Raw genomic sequence first — 20,375 nt, 5'->3', positions numbered from 1 at the left:
GATTGCAACGCGTCGCTCGGCTGCATTTCTCGACGTCTGAATTCTGGGGCGGGATTCTGGGACGCTTTCCGCGGACGGCGCGCGGATCGCTCTGCGACACACGAACGGTCTAGCAGGCAAATGGCATGAATTTGGAGAATGGAAACCGGTTCGACCAGTCGGGGCTGCCGAGCGTCAGCCCGGATAGCGGCGCGACGCGTGACCTCGCCGGACTTCAGCTGCTCGCCGCCAATCTGACCGGCTCCGGGGCGACCGGCCAATTCAATCTCGCCGCCTATTGGCAGCTCTTTCTCAAGCACGGCAAGCTGATCGGCAGCATTGTCGCGGCGTTCATCCTGCTTGCCGTGGTCGTCACGATGACGACGACTCCCGTCTTCCGAGCCACCGCCGTTATACAGATAGAGCGGCATGAGACCCGCTTCACGCAGCAGCAAGGATTTGAAACCGGCGAAGAAGGCGGAAGAAGCGACGTCGAGTTTTTCATGACTCAATATGATCTCCTTCAAAGCCGATCCCTTGCCGAGCAGGTCGCCGTGAGGCTCGGGCTGCTCGACGATCCGAAATTTCTCCCGTCGAAGCCGCATGGATTATTGTCCTCCATCAAGAGCCTTTTTTCGGCCGGCGACGGAACATCCGAAGCGGATGCGTTAGCGCGCCGGCGAGCGGCGGTGCTCAAATTCAGCGGCAATCTGCTCGTCGAGCCCAAGCGAGGATCGCGTCTGGTGATGATCCACTATTCCGACCCCGATCCCGGCGTCGCGCAGCTGATCGTCAATGGCGTCGCCGATGTGTTCACGAGCCGCAATCTGGAGCGTCGCTTCGAGGCGTCATCATATGCGCGCAACTATTTGGATGAGCGCCTTCGAGAGCTGAAAGCGAAACTCGAAAAGAGTGAGGTCGAGGTCCTCGCTTACGGCGACCACGCGCAAATCGTCAGCGCGGGATCGGGCGACAACAAGTCGACCCTGGCGGCCGTCAATCTCGCAGCGGCGAATACCAGCCTGCGGAGCGCAAAAATCGAAAGAACGAAGCTCGAGCAGCTCTGGGCCATGGCGCAGACCGACAATGTCTACGGACTCCCGCAAGTGCTCGACAATCGCGGGATGTCGGCCAATCGAGAAAAGCGGGCGAGCTTGGCGGCCGACTATCAACAAAAGCTGACGCTTTTCAAGCCGAGCTATCCTGAAATGGTCGCGATCAAGTCGCAAATGGACGAGCTGGATCATCAAGCCTCCAAAATCATCACGGTCGTCAAGGATTCCATTCGAACGCAATACCTCGGCGCATTGAACGAAGAAGCCGAGCTCGAGAAGCAGCTGGCGCAGCTCAAAGCCGAGCTCACCAATGAGCAAGGCCGCAGCATCCAATATGACATGCTGCAGCGCGAGGTCGCGACAAATCGAATTCTGTATGAGCAGATGCTTCAGCGCACGAAGGAAATCAGCGTCCTCGGAGCGATGGATTCCAACAATATCTCTGTGGTCGATCCGGCGGAAAGGCCGACGGCGCCATACTCGCCGCGTCCGATGCGCAATCTCGCGATCGGCGCGATCATCGGCCTCCTATGCGGCGTCGGCGCTGCTTTCGTCATCGAATATCTCGACAACACGATCAAATCTCCGCAGGACGTCGAGACGAGCTTCCGGCTTCCGGTCCTCGGGTTGGTTCCGGCGGTGGAAGACCCGGCGGCCATGAAGGCGGCTCTCGGAAACTTCCGGTCGAATTTCTCCGAAGCTTTGCGTTCATTGAAGACCGCGCTGCAGTTCTCGACCCCGACGGGCTTGCCGAGAAGCATCGCAGTTACGAGCGCGAGGCCCGGCGAAGGCAAGAGCACGCTGTCGTTCGCGCTCGCCAGCATCTGCGCGGAACAGGGAATGCGAGTGCTCTTGATCGACGCCGATCTCCGCAAGCCCTCGCTTCACAACCATTTCGAGGTCTCGAATTCGGTCGGATTGAGCAGCTATCTATCCGGAACCATGCAAGCATCGGAAGTCGTGCAGCGCGTGGAGCTGGAAACATTGTTTTTCATCGCGTCCGGTCCGTTGCCGCCCAATCCGGCGGACCTTTTCAGCGGTCCGAAGTTTTCGTCGCTCCTGTCGCTCGGCGGCGAGTTTTTCGATCTGATCATCGTCGATGCGCCGCCGGTCTTGGGACTGGCCGACGCGCCGCTGATCGCAAATGCGATCAGCGAGACGGTGTTCGTCATCTCGGCTGGAGAGACGAGACGGGACGTGATCGGAATAGCGCTCAAGCGCCTGAGCATGGCTCGCGCCCATGTGCTCGGCGGCATTCTCAATCGGTTCCGGTTCGAGAACGGTCCTACCGGCTATGACGCCCATTATGAATACGGCTATGGACGCCCCACCAGCGAGAGCGAATCGCCGCAGCTCGAGCGCTCCGAGCAATCTTCCGCGACAACCGTAGAGAGCTGAGTGACCGGACATTCCATTCAGCTCGCTCTGCAATTGGCGCAAATGCCTCGTCTCGCCATGGAGTTGAGGCATCGGCCGCCGCCGGAGGACGTTCTCGACCTGATCAAGGTCGCGGCAGGCTGCCACGATACGTGTCGCAAGCTCGAAAAGCTGACCGGGCGGCGGCCCGACGTCGTCCGCGCGGCTGCGATTCATTATCTGCATTTGGCGTTGCTTTTCCCCGGAGCGCCCTCGGCGAGCATCCTCGGCCTGCGTGGCTCGGAGACGCGCGAGATCATGCTGCGACACAAGCATTGGCTGATCAAATGGCTCCATCCGGATCTCAACCAGCAAGGTTGGGAATCCGCGCAGCTGACGCGGGTCTTGGCGGCTTGGCAGGATGTGACGTCCGCCCCCTCGAGGTCCGAGGGAAGGCCTTTCGATGTCTTGAACGAAAAGCGCGTGACGCGATCGTCGACCGGACGGCGCCAATCCCGCCTTCAGATCGCGGCGCCGACGCGAGCAACGCCGCAATCGGAGCATCGTTCGAAGGCGTCTAGAAGCATAGGGATCGCCGTTACCGTGGCGTCGGCCTTGGCGATTACGGGGATAGGGGCCCTTCTGGCGACGCTGCAAGAGGACGCGTCCGACGTTCGTGTTCTCGATCCTGGAACGTGGCGCATGAGCGTTGCGCCGCGGCCGACCATCGGCGAAGCAAATAGCGATTGCGTGAGAGAATCATTGGCGGTTTGCAGCAATGAAGTCGTCGAGCGGTGAATTGACGAGCGAGCGGAATATCGGAACACGATGGACGATCGCCGTCGAATGCAGCGTCGCCCTCGGCGTCACGCTCGTCTTGTTCCCGATCGGTTGGCTGATACTGTCGACCTCGATCGCAGATCATGAAGGAGCCACCGACCCCAAATCGGCGCTCGCTTGGCGATCGGCCCATTCGGTTGCGTTGCTGTCGATGGCCGAGGACTCTTTCGTGCGCGCGACTCGGCCGGCGGGACCCCTGCGGACCCAGAGCGTTTTATACCGACCGTTGAAAAGCAACGAATTGATATTGGGGGTCGATCGCATCGATGCGGCGCCGGCGCGTGCCGAAGCTCTCTTGATGGAAAGGGCCGAGCGTCCTTCGCTGCGCGATCTTGGTTCGATGGCGAGATGGATCGACTTGCAGGTCAGCAAGAGCGTCCGAATAAGGGGCGCTGGAGCTTTCGACCGCTCCGAATCGGAAAGCCGGCTGGCGGAAATCATTCGAGCGTCCGAGCCTATCGCAACCCCTCGGTCGCCGGTGGCCGCTCGCTACGCCGTCGATCATCTCGACGCCACCCTCCTCGAGAAAAATCTGGGCGCTGCGAAGGCGTTCGCGCAGCGCAGCTTGATTTCTGATCCTTTGCAACAAGGCGCTGTCGTCCTGCTTTCCGACATCGCTGCGCGCTCGGGCGACCGGGCGCGATCGGCGGCTCTCCTACGTCTCGCCGCAGAGCGCTCCTTCCGGGATGTGGTCTCGCAAACGAGATTGATGGACTTTCAAGTCGGCCAATCGGATTATCTCGGGGCGCTATCGACAGCTGATGCATTGATGCGGAACGGGGGCCAAATTCCCTATCTGATAAGGGAGTTCCTCACCAGCGCGGCGATGGACGCGCGAAGCTACTCGGCATTGAGCGACGTCCTCGCCGGCGAGCCCTTTTGGCGCCAATGGATTTTCCAGAGTCTCAGCGCCTATCAAGATACGGACTCCGGATTACGATTGCTTTCAGAGCATGCAAAAAAGGGGAATGCGCTTCACCCCTCTGATCTCGAGCCAATCCTGCAATCGATGACCAAGCAGGGTCGAACCACCGAAGCATATCTGGCCTGGATCGGTTTTCTTCCGCAAACGAAAAAGTCCAAAGCGAAACTCATCTTCGATGGCGGCTTCACAGAAGAGCCATCCAACATTCCGTTCGAATGGAACGTCACACCACTTCCGAGAGGGAGCGTCGGATTTGTCGGGAACCCGAATTCGGGAAGCGGAAGGACCATTCGCATCCAGTTTGTCGGAGAGCGATATCCGCGGCTTTCCGTGTATCAACTCCTGTCGCTATCGCCAGGCCGCTACGCGCTGACGATGGAGGCGATGGCCGACAGCCTGCGCGCTGCGCAAGGCGTCGTTTGGCGAATATCTTGCGTGCAAGAGCGCGAGCGCGTGCTCGCGGAAACGGCGGCCTTGCGGGGGTCGACGTCCTGGCGGGAGATCTCCGTCGATTTCGAGATGCCCGCCGATAGCTGTGACTTCCCGGTGCTGCGACTTGTGCTCAAGGCCAAATCTGCGCCCGAGCAGGTCGCGAATGGAACGGCGTTTTTTCGAAACATGGACTTGGTTCGCAGGCCGGCGCGGAGCGCAGAGTCCACCGTCGCGCCGCGAGGGCGCCGCGTCGACCTTCTGGAGGACGCCCGTCTGCATGGGGCCGCCCCGGACTGAGCGATCCCGGCGACGACGACAGGGCGGTATCGTCGCCCCGAAAGCCTGCATCCCCGAGCTCGAGGGATAGATCGTGCAAGCCGGCGAGCGCGCTCGCTATCGTCGCGGCGTATCGTAAGGTCGTAGATTTCGAATCTTCTTCAGCAACAATTTATCGTGGGATATCGGATCGCAATGGGCGCCATTAAAAGTCTTGCGGACATAAGGCTCGCCATTATCGGGCTCGGTTATGTCGGCCTACCGCTTGCCGTCGAGTTCGGCAAGCGCCGTAAAGTCGTCGGCTACGACATAAACCCTCTCCGCATCGACGGGCTGCGAGCAGGCCATGACACGACGCTCGAAGTCAGCAATGCCGAATTGTACGATGCGGCCGGCCTTTTTTACACGACAGAGATCGCCGATCTCGCGGACTGCAACGTTTATATCGTCACCGTGCCGACCCCGATCGACGAGCATAAACGTCCTGATCTGTCGCCGCTCATCAATGCGTCGAGAACAATCGGCAAGGTGCTGAAGAAAGGCGACATCGTCGTTTATGAATCGACGGTCTATCCAGGAGCCACCGAAGAGGATTGCATGCCGGTTCTGGAAAGCGTGTCGGGGCTGAAATTCAACGTCGATTTTTTTGCGGGCTACAGTCCGGAGCGCATCAATCCTGGCGATAAATCACATCGCGTCTCGACGATCAAAAAAGTTACTTCCGGCTCCACACCGGAGGTCGCAGAACTCGTCGACAAGCTCTACGGCGCCGTTATCGTCGCCGGGACCCATAAGGCGTCGAGCATCCGCGTAGCGGAGGCCGCCAAGGTCATCGAGAACACGCAACGGGATCTGAATATCGCGCTGATCAACGAACTGGCGATCATCTTCAATCGAATGGGCATCGACACCGAGGCGGTGCTGCAGGCCGCAGGAACAAAGTGGAATTTTCTGCCATTCCGCCCCGGTCTCGTCGGCGGCCACTGCATCGGAGTCGATCCTTATTACCTGACCCACAAGGCCATGGCGCTCGGCTACCATCCGGAGATCATTCTCGCCGGTCGCCGCCTCAACGACGGAATGGGCGCCTATGTGACATCGCAACTGGTCAAAGCGTTGATCAAACGCCGCATCCACGTCGAAGGGGCGCGCATCCTGGTGATGGGGCTCACCTTCAAGGAAAACTGTCCCGACCTGCGGAACTCCCGGGTCGTCGACATCGTTCGTGAGCTCGCTGATTACAACGCGAGTGTCGATATCTATGATCCATGGGCGAACGCGGAAGAGGCCCAACACGCATATGGCCTCGCCCTTGTCCAGCGACCGGAGCGTGGCGCATATGACGCAATCGTCGTCGCGGTCGCGCATGACGAATTCCGCGAGCTCGGCGAGGCGATCAGATCCTTCGGCAAATTCGAGCATGTGCTCTACGATCTCAAATATGTGCTCCGACAAGATCAATCCGACCTACGCCTATAGGCGCCGCAATCAGACGCATCTGCGATGGCGGAAATCGACTCGGAAAATTGATTCCCCGCCGGAAGCGCCTCTACGACTTCCGGACATGTCGAATTTGGACTTGCAAACATATGTCGACAGTGGATTTCAGATATCGACGAGACGTAGACGGGCTGAGGGCGGTCGCAATCGTGCCTGTCGTCCTCTTTCACGCCGGGGTCGAGACATTTTCCGGCGGCTTTATCGGTGTCGATGTTTTCTTTGTTATTTCGGGATATCTCATCACCAAAATGATTTGCGACGAGCTGAACGCCGGCGCCTTTTCGATTTTGAGATTTTACGAGCGCCGAATGCGGCGCATACTTCCTGCGCTGACGGTCGTCGTCGCGATATCGCTCGCGCTAGGTTGGATTTTCCTTCTTCCGCTCTCCTATCGCTCGCTCGCCAACTCGGCGATAGCGACCGCGGCCTTTGCCTCCAACATCTATTTTTGGCGACAGACCGGATATTTCGAGCAAGCGACCGAATTGTTCCCGCTCCTTCACACCTGGTCCCTCGCGGTCGAGGAGCAATTCTACATTGGCTTTCCTTTGCTCGTGCTCCTGCTTCGCCCAATGGGCCGGACGACGTTGGCCGTCGTCACGGCGGGGGCTGCTTGCGTCTCATTCGCTCTCAGCGCATGGGCGGTGGACACTCATCCTTCCGCTGCATTTTTTTTCCTTCCCACGCGCGCATGGGAACTCGCTCTCGGCGCGCTACTGGCGCTGGGCGCCGCACCTATCGGCGCGAGTCGACATTTGCGCGAATTCGTCGCTGCCGTCGGGCTCCTGTCGATTGTGATCCCTGTCATCGCCTACAGCCGGACGACTCCCTTTCCGGGGCTCGCCGCGCTGCCGCCCTGCCTCGGCGCGGCGGCAATCATATGGGCTGGGCAATCGGCTTCGGATCAATGCACGATATCGAAGCTACTCGGGCTCCGCTGGATCGCTTTCATCGGGCTGATTTCCTATTCGCTCTATTTGTGGCATTGGCCGATATTGGTTTTTACGAGGCACATGACCGCGTCGATTCATCTCGATCCGATGACGGCGACGGCAGCCATCGCATTGGCGACGCTTCTCGCGATCGTCTCATGGCGTTACGTCGAGACTCCCTTTCGTAATCGCGCGCTCTGGCGCCCGAGCATCATATTCACGGCGGGAGGTCTTGCAGCATCGACCATTGTCGCTGCGGCCTTGGCAATTGTCTTGTTGAACGGGGCGCCGTGGCGCTTCGAGGAGAAGGCGCTGCGACTGGCTGCCGGAGGCGATGATTTTTCGCCAAAGGGCAAAGCGTGCATGAATCTGCCCTATTCGGATGGCGACATCGATCCAGAGTGCAGATTAGGCGTCGCCGACGGCCGGCCGATGGAGTTTCTACTGTGGGGGGACAGCCACGCTGCGGCAATCGTGCCAGCGATGGATATTGTCGCCGAGCGAGCCGGAGTGACCGGCGGATTCGCCGTCTATCAAGTCTGCCCCGCATTGACGGATGTGGTTCATCGGGTTTTGACTGCCGGAGATCGTAGAGCATGCTGGCGACGAAACAAAAGCGTGCTCGAATTTGCGATGCATTCGTCGTCTCTGCGATTCGTCATTCTCGTCGGCTATTGGACCGAGTATCTTCGTCATCCCGCCTTCGTCCCGATTGCCGCCGATGATCGGACAACCAAGCGTGGCGAGGAGGGCCCCGAGCTTCTTGTTCGGGGATTGGAGGAAACAATCGCGCGATTGTCTGCCGCCGGAAAGCGCGTGGTGATTTTCGATAAGCTTCCGGAACCCGGCTTCGTCGTCCCATGGACGCTGGCGATGTCGACGCACTTGAGCAAACCTTATCCCGCCCCGCCAAGCGCGCCCGTCAGAAACGAACTCGGCGATCGGATGCGGTCTATCTTCGATCGGTACCGCGTGATCGAGATCGCGATGGATGATGCGATTTGCACGGACGGCGTTTGCAAGATCGTCGATGGAACAAGCCCGATTTTCAAAGACCAGAACCACCTCTCTGCATTTGGCGCGACGAACTATTATGCGCCGTTCCTTTATGAAAAGCTTTTCGGTTCGCATGGAGCGATGGCGAGCGCGGGGCGCATCCTCAGCGGAGCGCGATAAATCGGCTGCTCGTCGCGTCAGAGCACGCGTGCGGACATGTTCGTGACCTCCCGCGAAGTTCGGATCTTTCGTTCGACGGATGACTCTCGAACGACGATTTGAGCCGATCGCGAGAATGTCGAGCGCCGGTCCATAGAGTCGCTCGATCGATTGGTCAGGGTGCGAAGCGCGTCGTCTCGCGGTCCGTGTCTGCAATCGGCGTCGACTCCGAAAATAGTCGCGCCGAATAATTTCGCCGCCCAAAATCGTTTGCGCAGACGACGGTCGAAAGGTTTCTCGAATGGATCAATCGAAATCCGCGACTGGACAGGAGCCTCGAGGAGGCGATCGCGTCGACCAGAGTCTTGCTCACGTAAGCCTCGGTGAGGCTGTTCGGCGTCGCCTGGACTGCGCAAATTTCGAGCCGGACTCCGAGCGAGGGCGAATCGAAGACGGCGGCCGGCATGCGAGCCGAGAGATTTTGCCGGCATTTGCAGAACCGGTGCATGTCGGCCGTCCGAATATCGGCAATACGGAAGCGTTTCTCCGTCTCGCCGCTGCGATGCTAGAGCGCCGATGGTTGACGAACAATGGCCCTCTTCTCCAGGAGCTGGAGCGCCGTCTGGCTGCATTTCTGGGCGTCAAGCACTGCATCGCGATGTGCAACGGCACCATAGCGCTGGAAATCGCGATCCGTGCGCTCGGCTTGTCGGGTGAGGTCATCGTCCCCTCTTATACATTCGTCGCAACCGCTCATGCGCTGTTCTGGCAAGGCATTACGCCGGTCTTCGCCGATATCGACGCGGACACCCACAATCTCGATCCAGCGGCAGTGCGCCGGATGATCACGCCGCGCACGACGGGGATTATCGGGGTTCATCTCTGGGGCCGCGCGGCGCCGACCGCCGAGCTGCGCCAGATCGCCGACGAGCATGGATTGAAGCTAATTTTCGATGCGGCTCACGCTTTCGGCGCAAGTCACGGGAACCAGATGATCGGCAGCTTCGGTGACGCGGAGGTGTTCAGCTTCCATGCGACGAAGTTCTTCAACACGTTCGAGGGGGGAGCCGTTACGACGAACAATGACGATCTCGCCGAAGCTATGCGCCTCATCCGTAACTTCGGCTTTTCCGGCTTTGATAACGTCATCCACCCTGGAACAAACGGCAAGATGACCGAGATCTGCGCCGCTATGGGTCTCGTCAATCTCGACGCTATCGACGAAATGATCGCCGCCAACCGCCGAAACTATATGGCGTATAAGGCGGCGTTCGCCGGCGTTCCCGGTCTCACGCTTCTGCCGTATGACGAAGCCACGCACTGCAATTTTCAATATGTGGTTCTCGAAATCGGGCCGGAGGCGTCTCTCGACCGGGATGAGATCGTCGTCGCGTTGCACGAACAGAATGTGTTGGCGCGCAAATATTTCTGGCCAGGTTGCCATCGTCTGGCGCCCTATCGTGACCTGTTTCCCCACGCTGGTCTTATGCTTCCCAATACCGAGGTCATTGCCGACCGTGTCATCGTTCTACCGACAGGGACGGCGGTTCAACCCGACGTTTGCGCGCAGATCGCGAATTTCATCGTCGCCATCTCCAAAAACCGCAGCAATGGAGAAGCGGCATGAGGAAAGAGTTGTGAGCTATTACGACGAGGACGAACTGCTGCAATTGGGTTTCGCCGAGCTCGGTCGGGACGTCAAGCTGTCGCGCCGGACCTCCGTTTATGGCGCGAGCCGAATTGCTGTTGGGGATCATTCGCGGATCGACGATTTCTGCGTTCTCTCGGCAGGCGAAGGTGGAATCCATATCGGGCGATATGTCCACATCGCCGCCATGTGCACATTGATCGGCAAGGGACGCATCTCGATATCAGATTTGAGCACGCTTTCGGGGCGAGCGAGCGTGTACTCATCGAGTGACGACTACAGTGGCGCCGCCATGACCAATCCGACGGTTTCTGCAGAACTGACCAATGTAGACCATCGCCCCGTATGGATCGGTCGCCATGTGATCGTCGGTTGCGGCTCCGTGATTCTTCCCGGCGCGGTCCTCGAAGATGGCGTCGCGCTCGGCGCGCTCAGTCTGGCCAAAGGCACGCTGCAGGCGTGCAAGATTTATGCGGGTTGCCCAGCGAAAGAAATAAGTGATCGGCATCGGCGCTTTTTCGAGCTCGAACGGCGGATCGGGCTCGACGAGAGCAAATAGGATCAGTGACTCTCTGCGAGAGGTCGAGGAGCGCATGTCTCTTAAAAGTAACATTGTCGCTAGCTACGTAAGCCAAATATACGTCACCGTCATCGGGATTGTGATGGTTCCGTTCTATCTATCATATATGGGCGTGGAGGCTTATGGCCTCGTCGGCTTTTTCGCCTTGCTGCAGAGCTTGTTTCAACTGTTAGACCTTGGGCTGACACCTACTCTGGCGCGCGAGGCCGCGCGCTTTCGCGGCGGCGCGATCGATGGAGTGAGCTTGAGGCGCCTGTTGCGCGCGCTCGAACTCCTGTTCTTTACCGTGGCGGGCGTCGGCGCCGCGGCGCTCATTGCTGCTTCGTCCTGGGTCGCGGCAAATTGGCTGGAGGCAGAGCAGTTGACGCTCGCCGAAGTGACGCGCGCAATCATCCTCATGGCGTTGATCGTGGGGCTGAGGTGGGTGAGCGGTCTCTATCGTGGGGTGATCAGCGGCTTCGAGAAAATTGTCTGGTTGAGCCAATTCAACGCGGCGATCGCTACCGCCAAATTCGTGGCTGTGATTCCCTTCTTCATGTATGTCAGCGCTAGCTCCACGGATTTCTTCGCATTCCAGTTCGGCATTGCGATCGTCGAATTGGCCGTCTTATTCCTAAAAGCGAACAATCTGATTCCGGCGGTCGAAAAAACGGCTGACGTCCCCTCGACGAGATGGGATTTCTCGACGGTGCGGCGCCTCTCCAAATTTTCGTTAGGCATCGCATTCACCAGCTCCGCCTGGGTGCTGATCACGCAAATCGACAAGCTGCTCCTATCGAAGCTCCTCCCGCTCGCGGACTATGGCTATTTCACATTGGCTGTGCTTTTGGCGAGCTGCGTCCCCATGGTGAGCGGACCTATCAGCGTTTCACTCCTACCCAGAATGACACGATTGCACGCACAGGGTGATGAGCGAGGGCTCATGCGGCTCTATCGAAACGCGACGCAATTGGTGGCCGCAATTACGATCCCCACCGGATTGACGCTCGCAGTTTTCGCGAAGCCGACTTTGTTGGCGTGGACCGGCAATGCCGAAATCGCGACGCACGCTGCTCCCGTGCTGGCGCTCTATGCTGTCGGAAATATCATTTTGGCGCTCGGGGCGTTGCCCTATTTTCTGCAGTTCGCCATGGGGAACTTGGCGCTGCATGTGCGGGGCGTGATGCTGTTTTTGATGCTGCTCGTTCCCGGGATCCTATTGGGCGCGATGACATATGGAACGGTCGGCGCCGGCGTCGCCTGGCTTGTCTCCGACAGCCTATGGTTCGTCCTGTGGATTCCGGTCGTGCACCGGCGCTTCGCACCCGGGATTCATTCGAATTGGGTGTTCAATGATATCGGAACCATCTTCGTCTGTGCCGCAACGGCAGCCGCTGTCGCCTATTCACCTTTTGTCGAGCTCACGACGCGATCGACGGGACGATGGCCGATCGCGTTCGGTCTGGTTGCCGCGGGCGCGCTCGGTCTAATTCTTTCAAGCTTAGGCTCCCGCTATCTCAGAGAACTCGCTGCGCAGATCTGGCTCCGTAGAACCCATGTCGGCTTTAAACCAGATGCAGCCGCCTCCAAAGTCGATGTCGATGACGGCGCAGGAACATTGACGCGAGCTCGATGACGCCGAATCGATTTCGTGACATTTGGATTTACGACACAGCGCAAATTTCTGGCAGGACACCCGGTTATGCAACGCACGCTGAAATCGGTCGCACGAATGACGAGGCGAGCCTTTAGCCACATGGCGTTGCCGATCGTCGAAAGACGAGCCGCGGCACATCGTTTTTCTGGAGAGTTGATTGCCGCGATCGCGGAAGGCCGCAGACGACGAATTTCCGCGCCCGTCATCGACGAATGGCGGTTCCCTGACTTTCGACCTGCACGGTATGATCCGCTTGTCGCCTGGCGAATGATCAGATTCATTTCATCACACGAGGCGGACCTAAATCGCGTCGCAGGTTGGTACGAAAACGACGATTCACGCATGCTGTTGAAGTCGCTTTTCGCTTATCGGGCGCTTGGGCCTTCGCACGTGCAATTGCCGAAGAGCAGATCACTGCTCGATGGCTATCGAAAAGCTCGGCAAATGAAAGTCGGCGAAGGGGCGGATTTGTTTCCGCCGTTTGAACTCGCGCTATACGATGTTGCATTTAATGGCTCGAATATAGAGCTAGAGTGTTGGCTAGGGAACGTCGTATGTTCGTTTCTAGACGGCCAATATTATTTTCAGGCGCCGCAAATCGAAATCGCGCCGCGTCTCGGCGACATTGTTGTAGACGCCGGGGCATGTTTCGGCGATAGCGCCCTGGCCTTTGCTACGTCCGTCGGCGCCGCCGGCGCGGTGCACTCCTTTGAGCCAATTCCGCGTCAAATCGAAGTATTCAGGCGGAACATTCGACGTAATTCGACATTGAGCGACAGGGTTCAGCTTCACTGTTACGCTCTCAGCGACATCGCTGGGCGGAAACTGCGATTCTCCAACGGCGGCGCTGGGGCCCAAGCAAATTCCGCCGGTGCAGTCGAAGTGGAAACGACGTCGATCGATACTTTGATTGACCAAGGCGTAATCCCGCGCGTCGATTTTATCAAAATGGATATCGAAGGGGCCGAGCTGGCCGCCATCAAGGGAGCTTCGGTGAGCATCCAAAAATTCAAACCTCGTCTCGCGATATCATTATATCACAGGCTTTCCGACTTCATCGATATTCCAAGTGAAATAAAACGATTGCATCCTGAATATCGGTTCTATCTCGGACATCATTCAGTCCATCAAGAGGAGACGATATTGTATGCGTCTGCGGAAAAATAGTATGAATCGGCACGAGCAATGTGGAGAGGTTCGATTTTAATGTCGTCCTCGATTGGACCGCGATCACTGGCGGGAGTAGTGGCTCGGCGTCCCTTTCGCACACAGCGTAGGGTGGATTTACGTAGGCGTTCTTCTTGTGCGAGGTCGATACGCAGTCCGGTCGCACCGAGCATTTTTCGACAAGCCATTTTTGTTACTGCTGGAGACAGCGCCACATGACGAACGCCAGGGCACCAAAGATTTTTGCAACGCGTCCACTCGTGTCGGTGCTGATTTTGGCGTATAATCACGGACGCTATATTCAACAGGCGATCGAAAGCATATTATCTCAGGTCACGGACTTCGCCATAGAGGTCGTTATTGCCGAGGATTGTTCGACAGATGAGACCCTTTCTATATCCAAAAAATTTGTGGACTTAAGTCCGGAAATCGTTCGTGTGGTAACCGGCGATACAAACGTCGGCATGATGAAAAACCTACGGCGTGGGATTGCCGGCTGTCGTGGAGAATTTATAGCCCTCTGCGAGGGGGACGATTTCTGGGTCGATGCATTCAAGCTCGCTACTCAAGTAAATGGACTACGTCGACATCCAGAGATTGACTTTTGTTTGACGAGAGGCCTTATGTCGTATCCAGATGGAAGTTTTGGATACTCTTCTGGACTCGGAGATTGCGAACGAATATTGCGCCTTGCGGACCTATTGGGAACGGGGACATCGATCCAAACGGCGAGCTTTTTGTTTAGAGCTCGGTCGATTCGTGATCTACCGGACTGGTTCGACTCGGCGCCGGTTGGAGACCTGTTCCTGATTGTCGCCTCGGTGCGGATGACCGGTGGGGCCCTATATCAACCTGCAATCACAGCGTGCTACCGGGTCTTGACGGACGGCTCTTGGACGCAGCGAATGAAGCAGCGCTCCGCGGAATATTACGTTCTGCATTCAGAGGCTATGATTAAAGCGTATGAAAGCGCAGAGGAGTGTTTCGATGTCCCGAGAAAGATGTTGCGCTATCATGTCAGTGGATATTACTGGCTTGTCGCGAAGGACAGGCTTCGTAAATTGCACGTAGTTGATTGCATTACATATATTATCCGAATAGATATTGCCTTTATAATTGAACGGTTCGTGTTCCGCGCTAGATCTTGCTTTGTAAGTTCTTTGTAAGAAGCTCGACGTTTTGGTTTTCCGCAATTTAGAGGGCGTGATGGACAACCGCTATTTTTTCCAGCGCCGTGGCGAAATAATTGCTCTCATTCCAGAGAGGCGGCGGAGGATTCTCGAGATTGGCTGCGGGGCGGGCATCTTTGCTGCGTCCATAGAAGGCGCCGAAGAAATTTGGGGCATCGAGCCAACGGCTCATGCAGCTGAGCAGGCAGCTGGACGACTGTTCAAAGTTATTTGCGCTCCATTCGACATCGCGAAATCAAAACTGTCTGAACAATATTTCGATATTATTATCTGCAACGACGTAATAGAGCATATGCATGATCATGATTTATTTTTTGAAGAAATAAAAAAATTCATCTCGCCTGGTGGTGTGCTGATCGGATCGATCCCAAACGTAAGATATTATAATAATCTTTATAATATACTTTTTCACAAAGAGTGGAGTTACGCAGATTCTGGTATTCTTGATAAAAGTCATTTGCGATTTTTTACAGAAATTAGCCTTTTAAAATGCCTATCTGCGCATCAATTTGATATAGAGAGATTTTATGGCATAAATAGCGTAATACATGTTACTAAGTCAATTAGAGAAAATTTTGTATCTGCGATTGTATCGCTATTAATTATTATATCATTCGGCTTCAATAATGATATACAATATCTACAATTTGCATTCAGGGTGCGGCCATCAGATTTAAATTGACAAATCTATATAATAAATAGAGCGCTAAACATGAGTGAAATTGGAATAAAAAATGTTTCGATCGCGTTGGCGACATATAATGGAGAATCGTATATATCAAGCCAGCTCGAAAGTTTTGTTAGGCAAACGCGCTTGCCATCGGAGCTTATCATATCTGATGATGGATCACAGGATCATACGATCGCAATCATTCGTCGATTCTCGCGTCATGCGCCATTTGTTGTAAAATTAATAGAAGCAAAAAGCCGAGTAGGTTATACGAAAAATTTCGAGCGCGCCCTGTCCGCTTGCCAGGGAGATCTTATATTATTAAGCGATCAAGACGATGTCTGGTTTCAAAATAAGATCGAAACGATTGTATCGCAATTCGAAAAAAACGGTGATATTAAATGTATTGTAAATAATATATCTATAACAGATGAGAAATTATCTCCATCGGGCATAACGCAGCTCGATCTTATAGAGAGACTGTGCGGCTCTGATTTTCAATACGTCGCCGGATGTGGGACTGCGATGCTTCGAGACTGGCGAGAGTTCGTGCTGCCCTTTCCAGATTGCGGCATTCCATATGATTCCTGGATCAACGTATTAGCGAAGCGGCTCGAAGTAGGCTATGTTTATCCTGTCGCGCTGCAGTATTATCGACGACATGGAAATAACACGACGAGCTCTCAATTTGCTCAGCCGCGAGCACGGCGTCTTTTCCATCCAGACTTCTGGCGATGGCTCGGCGGCAAGGCCCCTCACGCATTCGATCGCGCGAGGAGCGAGTTGCAGGCGTATCGCGATCGCATAGCCAGCGCCGACGGGTTCGTCGATCGTGGGCGGCTTCGGCGAGCGATCGAGAAGCTAGATCACGAATTGGAGCTCGTGGCGATGAGGCGGAAAATCGTCGGACTGCCGAGGCGCCAGCGATTGCACTCTATAATGACGCTTCTGCTTCGCGGAGATTATCATTCCGCTTCCGGCATCTCGAGCGCGCTGAAAGATCTCGTCGGGCCGAGATTAAAGTCCGCCGATTAGATCCGGGATTTTGTCGATGCGATCAGAAGCAGTTCCAAAGCGGCGCCGGAACGGCTGCGCTGGAATTGACCGAGTGAGTCGGGGCGTAATGAGGTCTCGGTTCGCTGCAAGCGCCGAAAGCGCGCTTCATTGCGAAGCGCACGACGAAACGCTGCTCCGAAAAATGGCTTTCGTGAAATGAAAGAGACGGAAAAAATCGCTATTTTCCTCCCGAATTTGAAGGTCGGAGGCGCGGAACGGATATCAATAAATCTACTCAATGGACTGATGCGGCGCGGATATGTGATCGATTTGATCCTCGCCTCGGCAGAGGGAGCATTGCTTGTCGATCTACCGCCAAAAGTCAACGTGGTGGATCTGAAGGCGGCGCGAATCCGCAACGGACTTTTTCCTTTGGTCGCCTATCTGCGCAGGGCGCGACCGAGCGTCGTGATCGCGTGCATGTGGCCGTTGACCATCGTCGCACTCGCGGCGCGCAAGTTGGCGGGCGCGAGCACGCGCGTCATAGTGGCTGAGCACGCCACCTGGTCTACGGCGGAAGAGGTGGTTAAATCCGCTCTGTATCGTTGGCAAGTGTGCGCCTCAATGCACTACGCATATACGGGTGCCAATGGCATCATCGCGGTCTCGCAGGGGGCAGGAGATGACCTTTGTCGCTTCGCCGGTCTCGACCGGAGCGCCGTGACGATCATCTACAATCCGGTGGTGGCCGCGCCTGAACCAAAGCCAGCTCCATGCGGCCCATTATCGCCGACGGGTTGGTGGACGGGCGGCCACCGTCGGGTGTTGGCGGTGGGCACGCTCAAGCCGGTCAAAGATTACGGCACCTTGTTGGAGGCGTTCATGCAGTTGCGCCGAAATGTCGATGCGCGCTTGCTCATTTTGGGCGACGGGGAATGCCGGGGCGCGTTGGAGGCGCGAGCCGAGAGTCTCGGCGTCAAAGCCAGCGTGTTCATGCCGGGCTACGTCACCGACCCATCGCCATATTACGAGCACGCCGACTTGCATGTCCTTTCGTCCAAAAGCGAAGCGCTTCCCACGGTGATTATCGAAGCTCTCGCGGCCGGCCTCCCCGTGGTCAGCACTGACTGCCTTTCCGGGCCACGCGAAATATTGAGAGATGGCGAACTCGGCAAGCTCGTGCCGGTCGGCGATGCGACGGCTATGGCGATAGCCATGTCAGAGTCGCTCGCTGCGCCGCCAGACCGCTCGGCGCTGATCGCACGGGCGCAGGATTTTTCTGTAGAGCAGGCGGTGGACGCATATGAGAAAATGCTTCGCTCCGCTCGACCACGATAGGGCGATTCATGGCATCCGGAGCGATGTTTCTGACCTACGACGGACTCCTCGATCCGCTGGGGAGCAGTCAGATTCTGCCTTACGTGTTGGGCATCGCTCGACAACCGAGGCCAGTGCATATCGTCAGCTTCGAGAAGATGGACCGCTTCGACGCTGGCGCTGAACGATTACGGGAGCAGCTTTCGCAACAGGGCGTCGAATGGACCCCCTTGTCCTTCACAACGCGGTTCGGCAAGCTCGGAAAGGGATGGGATTTGCTGCGCATGTACTGCACCGCGATTCAACTCCAGCTTCGCAAGAAATTCGGCGTGATTCACTGCCGCAGCTACCAGGCCATGCAAGTGGGTTGCTTGCTTTCGAGATTGACCGGCGCGACAACGATTTTTGACATGCGGGGCTTGTGGGTCGACGAGCGCATCGACGGCGGATTGTGGAGTCCGGGCAAGTGGACCGATCGGCTCGCGTATCGGCTATACAAATATATAGAGCGTCATTTGCTCGCATGCGCCTCACATGTCGTGGTGCTGACGAATCGTGTCGCGCCGGAACTGAGTCGGCTTTCGCCTGACGTCGATTTATCGATTACGGTGATCCCCTGCTGCGCGGACTTCGATCACTTCCGGATCGCTTCGCTGGACGTTCGACAATCCGTTCGCGCCGAAATCGGCGTTGGGTCCGGTGCATTGCTGATCTCTTACCTCGGCTCTCTCGGCACATGGTATATGTTGGACGAGATGCTGCAGTTTTTTTCTGCGGCCGCTGGTCGATGGGACGAGGTGCATTTGCTCTTCATAACCAAAGATTGGCGCGCGGAGCACGAGGCGCGGGTCGAGTTGATGGGCCTGGCGTCGGCTCGTCGGCGGATCCACGTCCGCTCCGCCACACGCGATCAGGTGCCGGCTCTGCTCGGCGCATCGGATGTGATGCTGAGCTTTATCAAGCCTGCTTACTCGAAAATCGCGAGTTCGCCGACCAAATTCGCGGAAGCTCTGGCGCTCGGCGTTCCCGTCATCAGCAATGTCGGGATCGGAGACGTCGAGCAACTCACGAGAGAGCTCGATGCCGGAGGCGTGTTCGATCTCGCCGATCCAGCCGCGATGGCGCAGGTCGTCGAGGATTTGGATCTCATTTGCCAAAAGGGGGGCCAGCGCTTGCGCGATCGCGCGCGCCCGAAGCTCGGTCTGGAAGTCGCTGCGCGCGCCTATCGTGACGTCTATCGCTCTGTCGAGCGCTTGATTTGATCCCTGCTCACGAAATCGATGTGTATTTGGTCGATGTATGCGGCACGCTGGTGCGCGACGACACGACATTGGGCCTATTGCGACACCATTTCGCTCACACACAAAAGCGACCTTTGCGGAAAATCGCCTTTCGTCTGATGACCGCGAGAGGAAGCCCTGCGCGCCTCTGCTTCTCGGCGCTGGAGCATATGACCGGCAAGCACATTCTCAAGCGATTGGTGGTCAAATTGCTCGCGGGAGAGCCATCGGAGGCGTTCGCGCAGAGCGCAGTGCGCTATTGCGCCTATTTGCTGAAGGAGCGGCGTGTGGCATCCGTTTGGCGTTTGATCGAACAGCCGGGCAGCCGAGGCCGCGTGCTGCTCGCTTCGGCGAGCTTGGAGCCTATCGTCGCATGTCTGGCCGACAAAATCGGCGCGCGCTATGTCGCAAGCCAGCTCGAGCAACGGGGCGGCGTGTTGACCGGTCGCTACGCCGACGACCTCACAGGCTGCAAAGAACAGGCGGTAGTGGAGAAATACGGAGCGGATGCGTTAGCCGGCCGCGTCTGCGCGATCAGTGACAATTTCAGCGATCGCGCCTTGTTGGAAAAAGCGTCTTCGCCCTATGTCGTGCTGCACCGGAAAGCCCATGCCCGACGATGGCGGGGCGTTGCTGCAATTTTTCTCCGGGTGGACGGATGAAATTCGTTTATCTCCTGCCTTTCAGCTACTTCCTCCATACGCGCCTGAGCAAGGGCAGCTTGGAATTTCACGCGCTGTTCGAATGGGGCGCAGCGCTCGTGCTGACGGGGGCATTCGGCATCGCCGGGACATTCGGCTCCATGCTGTTTGCGTTTGAAGCCTATTTCGCATTCATCTCGCTTTATGAAGTCGGCTATCTGTTCAATGATTTGATCTCGACCAAAAAAGAGATCGCAGCGCGTTTGCGGGGACCGGCAGACGCGACACCGGCATGGCTCGCGGCATGGGTCTTTTCGCGGTTGGTGGCGTTCACGCTTCTGACGCTGCTTCTCGACATGGCGGGGCGTGGTGATTGGTGGTTGTTCTTTGGCGCGATGCTCGCCGTGTTCGCTTTGCACAATCTGTTGCAGGACAAGGAATCGAAGGCGTCCACATTCCTTTGGCTGGCGTGGTTCCGATTCATGGCTCCTGTCGTATTCGTGGTGCAGCCGGCGCAGCGAATGGGCATAGCGCTCGGCGCAGCAAGCCTCTATGCCGGATTTCGGCTGTTCGGCTATCTGGACAGCAAGGCGTTGCTCGTGATGCATCGTCGTCAGAGCATGACGTTCCGCGCCACCTTTTTCCTGATGCCGCTATTCTCCGCCATTTCAATGTTCGATTACCCAGAGGCAATGGGGTTCCGATGTATGGCTTTCTATTACGCAGCTCTGGTGTGTGTCGCTTTGGCCGTGCAAAACATTCGAGCGGGTTCGTGGCGGCGCGAAAAAAAGCAACACTGA

The 20,375-nt window shown here is 57.0% G+C and carries 16 protein-coding genes; all 16 read left to right on the top strand.

The genetic code is table 11. From position 1 onward, the window contains the following. Positions 1–125: 125 nt before the first annotated feature. Positions 126–2,432 (top strand): GumC family protein, encoded by a 2,307-nt coding sequence (locus tag VIF40_RS04410; RefSeq protein ID WP_331936310.1) that lies wholly within the window; start codon positions 126–128, stop codon positions 2,430–2,432. Beyond that, entirely contained in the window at positions 2,433–3,188 is a 756-nt protein-coding gene (locus VIF40_RS04405) for a hypothetical protein (RefSeq protein WP_331936309.1), read from the top strand. Next, positions 3,169–4,884: a hypothetical protein gene (locus VIF40_RS04400; RefSeq protein ID WP_331936308.1), complete on the top strand. Its 1,716-nt coding sequence runs from the start codon at positions 3,169–3,171 to the stop codon at positions 4,882–4,884. The genes VIF40_RS04405 and VIF40_RS04400 overlap by 20 nt, the downstream gene beginning before the upstream one ends. Positions 4,885–5,058: 174 nt before the next feature. Further along, positions 5,059–6,342, top strand: a complete 1,284-nt coding sequence (tviB, locus tag VIF40_RS04395) for a Vi polysaccharide biosynthesis UDP-N-acetylglucosamine C-6 dehydrogenase TviB (protein WP_331936307.1) — start codon at positions 5,059–5,061, stop codon at positions 6,340–6,342. 110 nt (positions 6,343–6,452) lie between these two features. After that, on the top strand, positions 6,453–8,471 hold the full coding sequence (locus VIF40_RS04390; RefSeq protein WP_331936306.1) for an acyltransferase family protein: 2,019 nt from the start codon (positions 6,453–6,455) through the stop codon (positions 8,469–8,471). 280 nt (positions 8,472–8,751) lie between these two features. Beyond that, positions 8,752–10,077 carry a DegT/DnrJ/EryC1/StrS family aminotransferase gene (locus VIF40_RS04385; protein ID WP_331936305.1) on the top strand — a complete coding sequence of 442 codons (1,326 nt, stop codon included), beginning with the start codon at positions 8,752–8,754 and terminating at the stop codon, positions 10,075–10,077. A gap of 10 nt (positions 10,078–10,087) precedes the next feature. Next, positions 10,088–10,657, top strand: coding sequence for an acyltransferase (locus tag VIF40_RS04380; protein ID WP_331936304.1), 570 nt, complete (start codon positions 10,088–10,090; stop codon positions 10,655–10,657). Then, complete coding sequence (locus VIF40_RS04375) at positions 10,596–12,293, top strand: oligosaccharide flippase family protein (RefSeq protein ID WP_331936303.1); 1,698 nt, start codon at positions 10,596–10,598, stop codon at positions 12,291–12,293. Before VIF40_RS04380 ends, VIF40_RS04375 begins: the two co-directional genes overlap by 62 nt. A 66-nt stretch (positions 12,294–12,359) precedes the next feature. After that, complete coding sequence (locus VIF40_RS04370) at positions 12,360–13,481, top strand: FkbM family methyltransferase (RefSeq protein WP_331936302.1); 1,122 nt, start codon at positions 12,360–12,362, stop codon at positions 13,479–13,481. 215 nt (positions 13,482–13,696) lie between these two features. Then, complete coding sequence (locus VIF40_RS04365; RefSeq protein WP_331936301.1) at positions 13,697–14,647, top strand: glycosyltransferase family 2 protein; 951 nt, start codon at positions 13,697–13,699, stop codon at positions 14,645–14,647. Positions 14,648–14,687: 40 nt separating this feature from the next. Next, entirely contained in the window at positions 14,688–15,353 is a 666-nt protein-coding gene (locus tag VIF40_RS04360) for a class I SAM-dependent methyltransferase (RefSeq protein ID WP_331936300.1), read from the top strand. A gap of 30 nt (positions 15,354–15,383) precedes the next feature. Continuing rightward, positions 15,384–16,376, top strand: coding sequence for a glycosyltransferase (locus VIF40_RS04355; RefSeq protein WP_331936299.1), 993 nt, complete (start codon positions 15,384–15,386; stop codon positions 16,374–16,376). Between the two features lie 177 nt (positions 16,377–16,553). Next, positions 16,554–17,675, top strand: coding sequence for a glycosyltransferase (locus tag VIF40_RS04350; protein WP_331936298.1), 1,122 nt, complete (start codon positions 16,554–16,556; stop codon positions 17,673–17,675). A gap of 23 nt (positions 17,676–17,698) precedes the next feature. Continuing rightward, positions 17,699–18,916, top strand: a complete 1,218-nt coding sequence (locus tag VIF40_RS04345; protein ID WP_331936297.1) for a glycosyltransferase — start codon at positions 17,699–17,701, stop codon at positions 18,914–18,916. Further along, positions 18,913–19,596 carry a haloacid dehalogenase-like hydrolase gene (locus VIF40_RS04340; RefSeq protein ID WP_331936296.1) on the top strand — a complete coding sequence of 228 codons (684 nt, stop codon included), beginning with the start codon at positions 18,913–18,915 and terminating at the stop codon, positions 19,594–19,596. The genes VIF40_RS04345 and VIF40_RS04340 overlap by 4 nt, the downstream gene beginning before the upstream one ends. Further along, positions 19,593–20,375, top strand: a complete 783-nt coding sequence (locus VIF40_RS04335; RefSeq protein ID WP_331936295.1) for a hypothetical protein — start codon at positions 19,593–19,595, stop codon at positions 20,373–20,375. The genes VIF40_RS04340 and VIF40_RS04335 overlap by 4 nt, the downstream gene beginning before the upstream one ends.

This window comes from Methylosinus sp. (assembly GCF_036560965.1).
GTDB lineage: Bacteria > Pseudomonadota > Alphaproteobacteria > Rhizobiales > Beijerinckiaceae > Methylosinus.
This window is presented reverse-complemented; position numbering and strand designations above follow the sequence as displayed.